Source organism: Ancylobacter sp. TS-1, from assembly GCF_009223885.1.
GTDB lineage: Bacteria > Pseudomonadota > Alphaproteobacteria > Rhizobiales > Xanthobacteraceae > Ancylobacter.
In genome coordinates this window covers 3,376,726-3,389,673 of sequence record NZ_CP045144.1, presented here as the reverse complement: position 1 = coordinate 3,389,673, position 12,948 = coordinate 3,376,726, and the positions used below count along the sequence as shown (strand labels likewise).

The 12,948-nt window shown below is 69.4% G+C and carries 11 protein-coding genes; 6 read left to right on the top strand and 5 right to left on the bottom strand.

The genetic code is table 11. The features are described 5' to 3' along the window. The first annotated feature begins 165 nt into the window (after positions 1-165). Positions 166-1,986 carry an adenylate cyclase gene (locus GBB76_RS15860; RefSeq protein ID WP_152304201.1) on the top strand — a complete coding sequence of 607 codons (1,821 nt, stop codon included), beginning with the start codon at positions 166-168 and terminating at the stop codon, positions 1,984-1,986. Here the strand turns inward: GBB76_RS15860 and GBB76_RS15855 are convergent. From GBB76_RS15855 to arcD, 5 genes are read right to left on the bottom strand one after another with little or no spacing between them, the layout of a single operon-like run. Further along, positions 1,980-3,221, bottom strand: a complete 1,242-nt coding sequence (locus GBB76_RS15855) for an arginine deiminase (protein ID WP_152304200.1) — start codon at positions 3,219-3,221, stop codon at positions 1,980-1,982. The genes GBB76_RS15860 and GBB76_RS15855 overlap by 7 nt on opposite strands. Continuing rightward, entirely contained in the window at positions 3,218-4,192 is a 975-nt protein-coding gene (gene arcC / locus GBB76_RS15850; protein ID WP_152304199.1) for a carbamate kinase, read from the bottom strand. Before arcC ends, GBB76_RS15855 begins: the two co-directional genes overlap by 4 nt. Positions 4,193-4,197: 5 nt before the next feature. Continuing rightward, entirely contained in the window at positions 4,198-5,202 is a 1,005-nt protein-coding gene (locus tag GBB76_RS15845; RefSeq protein WP_152304198.1) for an ornithine carbamoyltransferase, read from the bottom strand. Further along, positions 5,202-6,581: an amino acid permease gene (locus GBB76_RS15840; RefSeq protein WP_152304197.1), complete on the bottom strand. Its 1,380-nt coding sequence runs from the start codon at positions 6,579-6,581 to the stop codon at positions 5,202-5,204. Before GBB76_RS15840 ends, GBB76_RS15845 begins: the two co-directional genes overlap by 1 nt. Positions 6,582-6,592: 11 nt before the next feature. Continuing rightward, complete coding sequence (arcD, locus tag GBB76_RS15835) at positions 6,593-8,077, bottom strand: arginine-ornithine antiporter (RefSeq protein WP_152304196.1); 1,485 nt, start codon at positions 8,075-8,077, stop codon at positions 6,593-6,595. Between the two features lie 245 nt (positions 8,078-8,322). Between arcD and ppk2 the strand changes: the two genes are divergently transcribed. The 5 genes from ppk2 to GBB76_RS18975 all read left to right on the top strand — a co-directional run bounded on the left by ppk2 (position 8,323) and on the right by GBB76_RS18975 (position 12,938). Next, entirely contained in the window at positions 8,323-9,192 is an 870-nt protein-coding gene (ppk2, locus tag GBB76_RS15830; protein ID WP_152304195.1) for a polyphosphate kinase 2, read from the top strand. A 43-nt stretch (positions 9,193-9,235) separates the two neighbouring features. Continuing rightward, the gene (locus GBB76_RS15825) at positions 9,236-9,739 is read left to right on the top strand and encodes a hypothetical protein (protein ID WP_152304194.1); all 504 of its coding nucleotides are present in this window, start codon (positions 9,236-9,238) and stop codon (positions 9,737-9,739) included. 88 nt (positions 9,740-9,827) lie between these two features. After that, complete coding sequence (locus tag GBB76_RS15820; protein ID WP_152304193.1) at positions 9,828-10,229, top strand: hypothetical protein; 402 nt, start codon at positions 9,828-9,830, stop codon at positions 10,227-10,229. After that, positions 10,222-11,457: an HlyD family secretion protein gene (locus GBB76_RS15815; protein WP_152304192.1), complete on the top strand. Its 1,236-nt coding sequence runs from the start codon at positions 10,222-10,224 to the stop codon at positions 11,455-11,457. Before GBB76_RS15820 ends, GBB76_RS15815 begins: the two co-directional genes overlap by 8 nt. Further along, positions 11,457-12,938, top strand: coding sequence for a DUF3300 domain-containing protein (locus GBB76_RS18975; protein WP_305765047.1), 1,482 nt, complete (start codon positions 11,457-11,459; stop codon positions 12,936-12,938). The genes GBB76_RS15815 and GBB76_RS18975 overlap by 1 nt, the downstream gene beginning before the upstream one ends. The last annotated feature ends 10 nt before the right edge of the window (positions 12,939-12,948 follow it).

The window sequence follows — 12,948 nt, the reverse complement described above, 5'->3', positions numbered from 1 at the left end:
GAGACACCGGCCGCAGGATTGCGACTCCGCCCGGTGCATTTAAGCGCCCGAACCGCCTCCCCCCGGACCACTCGCGTCAGCAGTGCTGCTTGATATTGCACAAGGCGCTGACGAGTTTCTTCCCCACTGTGCCGGCTCTGCCGACTCTGGCGCAGGGGGCGCGCGATGAGCGAGATGGACGGAAAGCCGCTATCGGGTGAGCAGGAGGAGGCGTCGCCGTCTTGCCCCCCGGCGGAAGACGTCCAGCACCAGGTCGAGCGCATCCTCGCCAGCCCGGAGCTGAGGCGGTCCTGCCGCCTTGCCGATTTCCTCGCCTACATCGTCGAAGAAACGCTGCAGGGCCGTCAGGATCGCATCAAGGCCTATTCGATCGGCATCGAAGTGCTGGGGCGCGACGCCGCTTTCGATCCCCAGCTCGACCCCGTGGTGCGCATCGAGGCGGGCCGGCTGCGGCGGGAACTCGAATATTACTACCTCACCACCGGCCGCGACGACCCGGTGGGCATCGAGATTCCCAAGGGCGCCTACGTGCCCCATTTCTTCTACCGCGCCCACGCGGCCGGTCCGGCCCGTCCGGCCGGCGACGGGCCCACCCGCTCCCCGCCCCTGCCGGCCATGCCCCCACGCGGCAATGGCCTGTGGCGACGGCACTGGCGCTGGACGCTCACCGGCGCTGTCATCGCCAGCCTGTTCGTCCTGGTGGGAGTGAGCACATGGAACGAACGGGCGGAGACCGCCATGGCGGGAAACATCGCCAGCCAGCCGACGCTTCTGTTGCTGCCCTTCACTGATCTTGGCGGCGGCGGAAACCTCGGGCTGCGGGCGGCGGCCATCGCGGAGGAATTGAAGACCCGGCTCGTGCGCTTTCGGGAAATCCGGGTGATCGCGCCCGACGGCGCGGGAGCGGCGGACCGGGAAGGCTGGCCGGCGGCCCAGTACCTGCTCGACGGCAGCGTGCGCGCGGACGAGCAGCGCCTGCGCATCACGGGCCGGCTCATCGACCGCGCCAGCGGCACCATCCTGTGGTCGGACACCTACGATATCAGCCTCGCGGCAACCGACACCATCGCGGTGGAACAGGACATCGCCTCGCGCATCGCCGATGCCGTGGCGCAGCCCTACGGCGTGCTGTTCCGCGCCGGGGTTCCCGCCGAGCTCGGCACCGCGTCGGCCGGGGGCGCGGACCACTACCGATGCGCGCTGGACTTCTACCGCTACCGCAGCGACCTCGGCGCGGCGATGCATGCGCCGGTGCGCGCCTGCCTGCTGCGCAGCGTGGCGGACAACCCGGACAACGCCACCGCCTGGGCCATGCTGTCCTATATGTATCTGGACGAGGACAGGTTCGGCTTCAACCGCGTCGCCTCCCCGCCGCCGGCCGGGCGGGCGCTGGCGGCCGCCCGGCGCGCCATCCAGATCGATCCGACGAATGTGCGCGGCCTGCAGGCCCTGATGACCGCGCTGTTCTTCAACCGCCAGCCCGAAGAGGCGCTCAGGATCGGCGCGCAGGCCTACCGGCTCAACCCGGACGATACCGAACTGCTCGGCGAGTATGGCAGCCGGCTCATGCAGGCGGGGCAGCACCGGCGCGGCATGGCAATGATGGAAGAGGCCATGGCCCGCAATCCCGGCGCCACCGGGCTTTATGCCGGCCTGCTGGCGCTCGGCGCCTATCTCGAAGGCGACGACCCGCGCGCGCTGACCCTCATCCGCCGTTCCGACCTGCAGCACTTCCCGATCTACCATTTCGTGGCGGCGCTCATCTTCGCGCGCAACGGCCTCGCTGCCGAAACCGCCGCCAGTCGCGAGGCGTTCCTCCGGATGCGGCCCGGTTTCTTCGCCCGCTTCGACGCCGAGCTCGACGATCGCAACTTCGATGCCGCCGACCGCGCACGGCTGATCGAGGGCGCGCGCGAGGCGGGTTTCCCCGTCTCGCCGCAGGCCGCCGAACCGGCGGCGCGCATACCGGCCGTCCGCTCCTACTGAAGCGGGTCGCGCAAGATCGGGCAGGTCATGCAGTGGCCGCCGCCGCGCCCGCGCCCGAGTTCGTCGCCCTCGATGGTGATGACCTCGACGCCGGCCTTGCGCAGCTTGGTGTTGGTGTAGGAGTTGCGCTCGTAGCCGACCACCACGCCGGGGGCGAGAGCGACGACATTGTTGCCGTCGTCCCACTGCTCGCGCTCCTGCTCGTAGCTGTCGCCGCCGGTGGTGACGACCCGCAGCCTCTGCAGGCCGAGGGCCTCGGCGGCAACGCCGGTGCCGTCCTCGGTGAGGAAGGGCCGGGTCTCGACCGTGTAGTCGACGCCCTCGTCATTGTCGCCGGGCCGCAGGCTGTAGCAGGTGATCTGCTGGCACACCTCCAGGAAGATGTTGGCGACGTCGCGGTCGCAGAGCGTGAACACGGTGTCGAGATGCATCGCCGCGCGCGACTTCGGCATCTGGCAGGCGACGAGGCGCGTCGCGCCGCCACCGGCGAACAGGGCGCGCGCCAGCTGGCCCACCGCCTGCGGCGTGGTGCGCTCGCCCATGCCGACGAAGACCGTGCCGTTGCCCACCGGCATGACATCGCCGCCCTCCAGCGTCGAGGGGCCGAAATCCTCGTCGGGATTGCCCCACCACACCTTGAAGTCGCCATGCCGGAATTCCGGGTGGAACTTGTAGATGGCGGCGACCAGCAGCGTCTCCGGCCGCCGCGCCGGCCAGTACATCGGGTTCAGCGACACGCCGCCATAGATCCAGCAGGAATTGTCGCGCGTGAACAGCGTGTTGGGCACGGGCGGGATGACGAAGCCGGTGGGCTCCAGATAGCGCCCGAACATGCCCTTGGGCGCGAAGGGCAGCTCGAAGCGGGCGATGCCGCCGACAAGGTGCTCGGCGAGCTTCGCGGCCGGCATCTCGTCGAGCCAGGCCCGCAGTTCCTCCAGCATGCCGTTGCCGACATGGTTGGCGGTGATGCGACGGTCGAGCACCCAGTCGCGCCCCTCCCGGATCTCCAGGACGCGCGCCAGCAGGTCGTGGAACTCGAGCACCTCGACGCCGAACTCACGCATCTTGTTGCAGAAGTTGAAGTGCTCCTTCTGCGCCTCCTGCACCCAGAGCACGTCGTCGAACAGCAGCTCGCGGCAATTGCCGGGGGTCAGCCGCTTGTGGGCGAGGCCGGGGCGGCAGACCATCACGGTCCGCAGCACGCCGGCCTCGGAATGAACGCCGAACTGCCTCATGACGATGCTCCCTCGGTGCTTTTTCCGGCGAAGACGATTCCGTCCGCCGTTGTGGTGACGGTGGTGCCGGCGGTGCCGGCGATCATGGCGGAGAGGTCCTTGAGCGAGCCGATGCAGGCGCGCTTGCCGGTGGCGGTGGCGAAGCGGCAGGCCGCCTCGACCTTCGGACCCATCGAGCCGGCGGGGAAGGCAAGCCCGGCCAGCGCCTGCGGCGAGGCGCTGCGGATGGCGCGCTGGTTCGGCGTGCCCCAGTCGACATAGATCGCGTCGACATCGGTGAGGATGGCGAGCAGGTCGGCATCGAGCTCGCGCGCCAGCAGCTCGGTGGCGAGATCCTTGTCGATCACGCATTCGACGCCGACAAGGCGCCGCCGCCCGCCCGGCTGCTCGCCGGGCGCGTACATGGTCGGAATGCCGCCGCCGCCGGCGGCGATGACGACCGTGTTGCGCTCCAGCAGCCATTTGATCGGGCGCAGCTCGAAGATGCGCCGGGGGCTGGGGGACGGGACGACGCGCCGCCAGCTCTCCCCGTCCGCCTTGAAGACCCAGCCCTTCTCGGCGGCCAGCCGGTCGGCCGCCTCCTTCGTGTAGATCGGGCCGATGAACTTGGTCGGGTTGGCGAAGGCGGGATCGGCCGCGTCGACCTCGACCATGGTCAGCAGCGTCGCCAGCGGCCGCTCGAAGGGGAGCAGGTTGCCCAGCTCCTGCTCGATCATGTAGCCGATCATGCCCTCGGTCTGCGCGCCGAGGACGTCGAAGGGGTAGGTCTCGACCTTGTCATAGGCCGCCCCCTGCAGGGCCAGCAGGCCGACCTGCGGCCCGTTGCCGTGACCGACGACGAGCGTGTGCTCCATGGCGACGGGCGCCAGCGCACGGGCGGCGATGGCGACGTTCTCGCGCTGGTTCTCGGCGGTGAGCGCCTGCCCGCGCCGCAGCAGCGCATTGCCGCCCAGGGCGGTGACGATGAGCATCGCCCTCACTCCCCCAGCGTGGCGACAAGCAGCGCCTTGATGGTGTGCAGCCGGTTCTCGGCCTGCTCGAAGGCGACGTTGGCCTCGCTCTCGAACACCTCGTCGGTGACTTCCAGCCCGTCATGAATGCCGAACTTGTCGGCGATGTCCTTGCCCACTGCGGTCTCGGTGTCGTGGAAGGCCGGCAGGCAGTGCATGAACTTCACGCGCGGATTGCCGCTCGCCTTCATCAGCGCCGCGTTCACCTGGAACGGCTTGAGCAGCTCGATGCGCTCGGCCCACACCTCCTTGGGCTCGCCCATGGAGACCCAGACATCGGTGTGGATGAAATCGACCCCCTTCACCGCCGCCTGCGGATCGTCGGTGATGGTGAGGGTGGCGCCGTACTTCTTCTCCAGCGCGCGGGCGACGGCGACGAACTCGTCCGACGGCCAGAGCTTCTTCGGGCCGGCGATGCGCACATCCATGCCCATCAGGCAGCCCACGATCATCAGCGAGTGGCCCATGTTCGAGCGGGTGTCGCCGACATAGGCGTATTTGATCTCATGCGCCGGCCGGTCGGAATGCTCGCGCATGGTCATCACGTCGGCGAGCATCTGGGTCGGGTGATACTCGTCGGTCAGGCCGTTATAGACCGGCACGCCGGCATATTTGGCCAGTTGCTCGACGCCGTGCTGGGAGGAGCCGCGATACTCGATGGCGTCGAACATGCGCCCGAGCACGCGGGCGGTGTCCTTGAACGACTCCTTGTGGCCGATCTGCGAACCGGCCGGATCGAGATAGGTCACATGCGCGCCCTGATCGTGACAGGCCACCTCGAAGGCGCAGCGCGTGCGGGTGCTGGTCTTCTCGAAGATCAGCACGATCTCGCGGCCCTTCAGATGCTCCTGCTCGGTACCGGAGTACTTGGCCCGCTTGAGGTCGCGCGCGAGGTCGAGCAGGTACTGGAACTCGCGCTGCGTGTAGTCCTGCACGGTCAGCAGGGAGCGGTTTCTGAGGTTGAAGGACATTAGTGCATCTCCTTGGGGGGCAGGCGTGCGGGCCCGTGCCGCAGCGCGGGCGCGGCGCGGGAAGCGAGGTTGTGGCGCTTGATCCAGACGAAGACGGGAAGGCCGCTCATAAGGAGCAGGAAGCCCCAGAACACGACCTCGGCGCCCGCGCCGTAGATGGCGCCGATGGAGAAGACGAAGGCGATGGCAGCGAGGGCGACGAGGCCGCCGAGGCGTGCCGGCGGGCGGTAGCGGATGGGGTCGGTGGCGTAGAGCACCAGCTCGACGAGGGCGCAGAAGATGTAGGGAACGAGGCTCGTCAGCGTCGCCAGCAGGATGATGAAGGTGAACTGCTCCACCAGGCCCCGGCTGAGATTCATCGCGATGAGGATGCTCGACAGCAGGCTGGAGACGACGAGCGCGTTCACCGGCGCCCCGGACGCCCCGGTCTCGCCGAGGAAGGCGGGAAAGGTGCCGTCGCGCGCGGCGCCGTAGGGCACCTGCCCCGTCAGCAGGGTGAAGCCGTTCAGCGTGCCGAAGGTCGACACGATGGCGCCCGCCGCGATGGCGAAGCCGCCTACCGGCCCCCACAGATGCTCGGCCACCAGCGCCAGCGGCGCGGTGGAGGCGCCGAGCGCCGCCAGCGGCACCGTCCCGAAGGCGACGAGGGTCACGAGGATGTAGAGCCCCGCCGCGAAGCTGGTGCCGAGCACGGTGGCGAGCGGGATGGTGCGGCCCGGATTGACCACGTCTCCCGCCGGCACGGTCGCCGATTCGAGCCCCAGAAAGGCCCAGAGCGTCAGCGCCGAACAGGCGGCGATGGCGGCCAGCGGATCGGCGCCGGCCGGATTGAGCGGCGTGAAATGGGCCGGCTGGATCACCGCCACTCCGGCGGCGACGAGCGCCAGCAGCGGCAGCAGCTTCAGCACCGTCGTCACCAGCTGGACGATGCCGGCGGTGCCCACGCCCCTCATATTGACGAGGGTGAGCGTCCACAGCGCGGCCAGGCCGACGGCAAGGCCGGGAAGGCCGCTCGCCGCGCCCGGCACGAAGTGGCCGACATAGCCGGTGAAGGCGACGGCGACCCCGGCATTGCCGGCCCACAGCGCGATCCAGTAGCCCCAGGCGATGAGGAAGCCGGCGAACTCGCCGAAGCCGGCCCGCGTATAGGCGTAGGGCCCGCCCGTCCTCGGCACCAGCCGGGCGAGCCGGCCGAACATGATGGCGAGCGTGATCGCCCCGATCGCCGTGACGACCCAGCCGGCGAGGGCCATGGGGCCGTAGGGGGCCAGCGAGGCCGGCAGCAGGAACACGCCCGAGCCGATCATGTTGCCGACCACCAGCGCGGTGCAGGTGGCCAGCCCCAGCCTGCCCTTTGCCGTGCCGCGTGAACTCAGCATGACACGGCTCCTCAGAGCGGGCTGATGGCGCCGGTCCAGAGCAGGTAGAAGGCTAGCGCCGCCAGCCCGAAAATGCCGATGGCGATGACGAGATCGCTGCCCGCATAGGCCCGCACGCCGCGCTGGCGGCAGGCGATCGCATAGACGACGAGGCCCGGGACGAAGAGCAGGGTCGCCATCAGCAGGTAGCTGAGGCCGGCGGCATAGACGAGCCAGAGGCCATAGACCGTGGCGATCAGGCCGATGACGAGATCGCGCCGGCGCTGGCGGTCCTCGCCCTGGTAGCTTTCGCCGGTCAGGGCGAGCTTGAGCGCATAGGCGCCGGAGAAGACGTAGGGCGGCAGGATCGCCACCGAGGCGATGAAGTAGAAGAAGTTGTAGGCGTCCTTGGAGAAGTAGGTCAGCACCAGGAAGGCCTGCACCGCGAGGTTGGTCACCCAGAGCGAGTTGGCCGGGGTGCCGTTGGCGTTCTCCACCGCGAACCAGCGCGGGAAGGTGCCATCCTTGCCGCAGGTATAGGGAATCTCGGCGCAGAGCAGTGTCCAGCTCAGGAAGGCGCCGCCGACCGAGATGATCAGGCCGAGATTGATCAGCCCCGCGCCCCACGGCCCGACGACATGCTCCAGCACGCCCGCCATGGAGGGCACCTTCTGCCCCGCAAGCTCGGGCTGGCTCATGATGCCGGTCGCCAGCAGCGACACCAGCACATAGACGGCGAGCGCGCCGACGAAGCCGATGACGGTGGCGCGCCCGACGTCGCGGCGGTTAGCGGCGCGGGCCGAATAGACGCTGGCGCCCTCGATGCCGATGAACACCCACAGCGTCACCAGCATGGTGCTCTTCACCTGATCGAGCAGGCCGCCGAGCTCGGCCCCGCCCTCGGCGGTGGCGCGCCCCATGTTGCGGAAGGCCCCGAGGAACAGGTCGAAATTGAAGGCGATGATGGCGACCAGGATGAACACCAGGATCGGCACCAGCTTGGCGATGGTCGTCACCACATTGACGAAGGCCGCCTCTTTCACGCCCTTGAGCACGAGAAGGTGGATGCCCCACAGCGCGGCGGAGGCGCCGAGGATGGACAGCACGTTGTTGCCGTCGCCGAAGGCCGGCGCGAAGTAGGACAGCGCCGAGAAGATCGCCACCGCATAGGCGACGTTGCCGAGGAAGGCGCTGATCCAGTAGCCCCAGGCGCTGTTGAAGCCGACGAAGTCGCCGAAGCCGGCCTTGGCATAGGCGTAGGGGCCGGCGTTAAGCTCCGGCTTGCGCACGGCCAGACGCTGATAGACGAAGGCGAGCATCAGCATGCCGACGCCGGTCACGACCCAGCCGATGATGATGGCGAGCGGCGAGGCCCCGCGCGACATGTCGCTGGGCAGGTTGAAGACGCCGCCGCCGATCATCGAACCCACCACCAGGGCCACGAGCGGCAGAAGCGTCAGCTTCCCGGTGGCGGGCGCGGACGCCCGGTCGGACGATGCAGGCTGGATGTCGGCCATGGACGGAACGCCCCCCTGGGCGTCGGCGAGCCATGGGCCGCCCCCCGAGCCAGGCCCGGTCCGGTGCGGTCACGCGCCGCCGGCGCGATGAACTGGGGCCGACGAGATCAGGAGGAGGGAGCGGAAAGAAGTATCATACGGTATGATACACGCGCCCCCTTCCCGTTCCGGCGGTCGCCGGGCCAGATGGGCATGAGGGAGTCCGGCGCGAACCGGGCGGTGACAGCGAGGTTGCGGATCAGGTCATGGGCGCGGACAAGCACGGCAAGAAGCGGCAGGCCGCCCGGGCGGCGGCAGCCGTCCAAGTGGAAACGTCGGGCGCGGTGGAGGGACAGCCTTCCGGCAAGCTCTCCCGCAAGAGCTACGAGGCCGAACTCAAGCGCCTGCACGGCGAGCTTGTGGGCCTCCAGGAATGGGCGAAGGAGACCGGCGCCAAGGTCTGCATCCTGTTCGAGGGACGCGACGGCGCCGGCAAGGGCGGCGTGATCAAGGCGATGACCGAGCGGGTGAGCCCGCGCGTGTTCCGCGTGATCGCCCTGCCCGCCCCGACCGACCGCGAGAAATCGCAGATGTTCGCCCAGCGTTACCTGCCGCATTTGCCGGCGGCGGGCGAGGTCGTGATCTTCGACCGCAGCTGGTACAACCGCGCCGGGGTCGAGCGCGTCATGGGCTTCTGCAGCGAGCAGCAGGCGGAGAAGTTCCTCTCCACCATCTCCGCCGTCGAGAAGGCCATCATCGATTCGGGCATCATCCTGCTGAAATACTGGCTCGAGGTGAGCCCGGAGGAGCAGACCCGGCGCATCGAGCAGCGCATCCACGACCCGCGCAAGACCTGGAAGCTCTCGCCCATGGACCTGAAGTCCTACGGGCGCTGGTACGATTATTCGCGCGCCCGCGACGCGATGTTCGCCGCGTCCGACAGCGCCTGGGCGCCGTGGTACGTCGTCGATTCGAACGACAAGAAGCGCGCGCGCCTCAACGTCATCTCGCATTTCCTGTCGAAGGTGCCCTATGAGGCGCCGCGGCCGGAGAAGGTGAAGCTTCCCAAGCGTCAGAAGGCCGGGGACTATGTGGAGCCGGAGGACATCCGCCACCACGTTCCCCAGGTCTTCTGACCCTCCCCCAGCGACTGGCCGCCAGTACCGACGGAGACGACCAATGAGCGACCCGGGTCACCAGACCTTACCCGCCAAGACTGCCGAACTCGGCGACGAGAGCTTCATGTCCGCCACGGATCTGCGCGGCTACATGGATCAGATCGCCGCCTCCCGCGCCGACCAGGCCGTGGAGGCCATGGACCGCGCCCGCCGCGCCAAGGACGACCTGGCCAAGACGCTCGCCGAGCCCATCGACCTCACCCCGGCGAAGCTGCACGAGATCACCCAGACCCTGCTGATCAAGCTGCGCGCCGCCGCCGAGCGGGGCGAGACCGAGATCATGGTGATGCGCTTCCCCAACAGCCTGTGCACCGACCATGGGCGGGCCATCAACAACACCGAGGAGCGCTGGCCGGAAACGCTGACCGGGCGCCCCCGCCAGGCCTACGAACTGTGGCGCGACCATCTCAAGAGCGCCGGCTACGGGTTGGCCGCGATGATCGTCGAGTGGCCGAACGGCATGCCGGGCGATGTCGGGCTGTTCCTGAACTGGGGAACGAAGTAGACGAAGGGGGGATCCCGCGCAGGATCCCCCGGTCCGTCGCCGGGTTGCCACCGCGCCTGTTGCCGCGCAGATGCTGGAGAGTAAGGGCATGAGCCCGTCGCCGAACCCGGTCGCTCACGACCACCTGCCCTTCTTCATCACCTCGCCGGGCAGTACCGACTGGCTGCTGCTGGTCATGGCCTTCACGCTTGTCGCGGCGGCGCTGCTGGCCGGCGTGTTCTTCCTGCACATCCATTCGCTGCCCGAGCGGCTGGCGCACAAGGGCCAGAAGCTGCAGTTCGAGATCGTCGCGGTGATGTGCCTTCTGGCACTGTTCACCCATGCCCATCTTCTGTGGGTGGCGGCACTGCTGCTCGCCTTCATCGACCTGCCGGACTTCCTCTCGCCGATGAACCGCATCGCGCGCGCTTCCGAAAAGCTCGCCGGCCTGCCCTCGCCGGAGCCGGCACAGGAAGACGCGTCCGCGCGCGGGGAGCACGGACATGCTTGAACTATTGCTCTGCTCGATGCTCACCGTGCTGCCCGACTACCTCTACCGGCGCTATGCGCAGGGCAAGCGGCTCGGCCGCGAGATCACCCTTTACTCGGTGTGGTTCGAACTGCGCTGGGGCATCACCACCTGCCTGATGCTCACGGTGACGCTGATCACCATCGTCTTCTACAATCACCCCTCCACGACCAGCGTCACCGCCTATTTCCGCACTGTGCCGATCGTACCCGAGACCATCGGCCGGGTGGCGCAGATCGAGGTCGGGACGAGCGATCAGGTCGCCAAGGGCCAGCCCATCTTCCGCCTCGACGATTCCGCCCAGAAGGCGGCCGTGGAGAGCGCGCGTCTGCGCATCGCCGAGATCGACGCCGAGATGACGGTCGCCCGTACCGACGTCGCCGCCGCCGAAGGGCAGATCACCCAGGCGGAAAAGGCGCTGCAGCAGGCGCGCGACGAACTCGACACCAAAGCCGAGCTGAACCGGCGCAACGCCGACGTCGTCTCGCGGCGTGAGCTGGAGCGCCTCCAGACGGTCGTCGACGGACGCCAGGGTTCGCTCGCGGCGGCGCTGGCGGCGAAGGAAGGCACGCTGCTGCGGGCCGAGACCCTTCTGCCGGCGCAGAAGGCCAGCGCTGCCGCCGCCCTCGCCGAGGCCGAGGTCGAACTCGCCAAGACAGTCATCCGCGCCGGCGTTTCCGGACAGGTGGAGCAGTTCACACTGCGGGTCGGCGACCTCGTGAACCCGCTGATGCGCCCAGCCGGCGTACTCATTCCCGACGATGCCGGCCGCGAGAGGCTGGTCGCCGGCTTCGGCCAGATCGAGGCGCAGGTGATGAAGGTCGGCATGGTGGCGGAAGCGACCTGCATCTCGCGCCCCTTTGTCATCATTCCCATGGTGGTGACAAGCGTGCAGGACGTCATCGCCGCCGGTCAGCTGCGCGCCAGCGAATTGCTGCTCGACGCGCAGCAGGCTGTCGCTCCGGGCAGCATCACGGTCTTCCTCGAACCGCTGTTCGAGGGCGGCCTCGACGGCGTGCCGCGGGGCTCCAGCTGCATCGCCAACGCCTATACCAGCAACCATGAGCTTCTTGCCTCCGGCAAGGTCGGCGGGCTCACGGCCTTTTATCTTCACGCGGTCGACACCGTCGCCCTCGTGCACGCGCTGCTGCTGCGTATCCAGGCCCTCATCCTGCCGCTGCAGACGCTCGTCTTCTCGGGAGGCCACTGATGCGGCGCGGCGACAGGGACTATGGGGCGGGCCTGCGGGCGACGGTGTCGATGCTGGCCCTGTCGGCCGGCCTGATCGCCGGCGCGACCGCCCCCGCACGGGCGCAGGCGACGATGCCGGCGCCCGCCGCCGGCATGCCGACAGCCACGGTCCCGGCCGCCGAGCCCGCGCCCGCCGTCGACCCGGCTGCGGCGGCACCCGCCATCCGCTTCTCGCAGGAGGAGATCCGCAAGCTGGTGTCGCCCTATGCGCTCTACCCGGACGACCTGCTCGCCCAGCTGCTGCCCGCCTGCGCCTATCCGATCGAGATCGTGCAGGCCGGGCGCTGGCTGGACAAGAACAAGGCTGCGGTCGGCAAGGGCGATTTCAGCGGCATCGACGCGCAGTCCTGGTCGCCGCAGGTCAAGGCGCTGGCCCGCTTCCCCGACGTGATCGCGCGGCTCAACGCGGACCTCGACGCCACCTCCGACCTCGGCGACGCCTTCGTCTACCAGCCGCAGGATGTCGCCGCGACGATTCAGGAGCTGCGCCGTCTGGCGCAGCAGTCGGGCGCGCTCTCCACCACGCCGCAGCAGCGCGTGGTCGTCGAGAAGCAGGCCGAGACGACCTACATCGTCATCGAGCCGGCCGAGCCGGGCGTGATCTACGTGCCGACCTACAACCCGGCGACGGTCTATGACAGCGGCGCCGTCGCGGCCGGAGTGATCGGATTCGGGCTCGGCGTCGCCGTCGGTGCCATGGCCGACAATGCATGGGACTGGCGCTATGGCTGGGTCTACCCGCCGCGCTGGCCCGGCTATCCCGGCTACCGCCCGGGCTATCCCGGATATCCCGGCTACCGTCCCGGCGGCGTGAACAACGGCAACATCAACATCGGCAACGAGATCAATATCGGCAACGGCAACACGCGGCCGTGGCGCCCGGACCCGGACCGCTACCGTCCCGGACAGGGCACCAAGCCCGGCATCGGTGGACCCGGCCGTCCCGGCGGACCTGCCGGACCGGGCGGGCCGGGTATCGGCGGCCCCGGCGCAATCGGGCCCGGCGCAGGCGGTCCCGGCGCAGGCGGTCCCGGTGTAGGTGGACCGGGCCGTCCCGGAGCCCCCGGCGTCGGTGGGCCCGGGGTCGGTGCGCCCGGCATTGGTGGCCCCGCGCGTCCGGGTGGACCGGGTGTCGGTGGGCCCGGCGTCGGCGGACCGGGAGTGGCCGGCCCCGGCGCAGGCCGGCCGGGGACGCTTCCGGCCGCCAAGCCATCCGCCAAGCCGTCGACCAAGCCCGCCCCGCGCCCTGACCGGCCGGCGGCAGGACGCCCGAGCGCGCCGCAGCGTCCCTCGGCTTTCAGCGACATCGGCGCCGGCGGGGGAGCTGCCGGCCTTGCCAAGCGTGGCAGCACGAGCCGCCAGTCGGCGTCCCGCCCGCCCGTGCCGCCGCGCGGCGGTGGCGGACGACCCGGCGGTGGCGGCCACGGCGGACGGCGGTGAGGAGAACGTC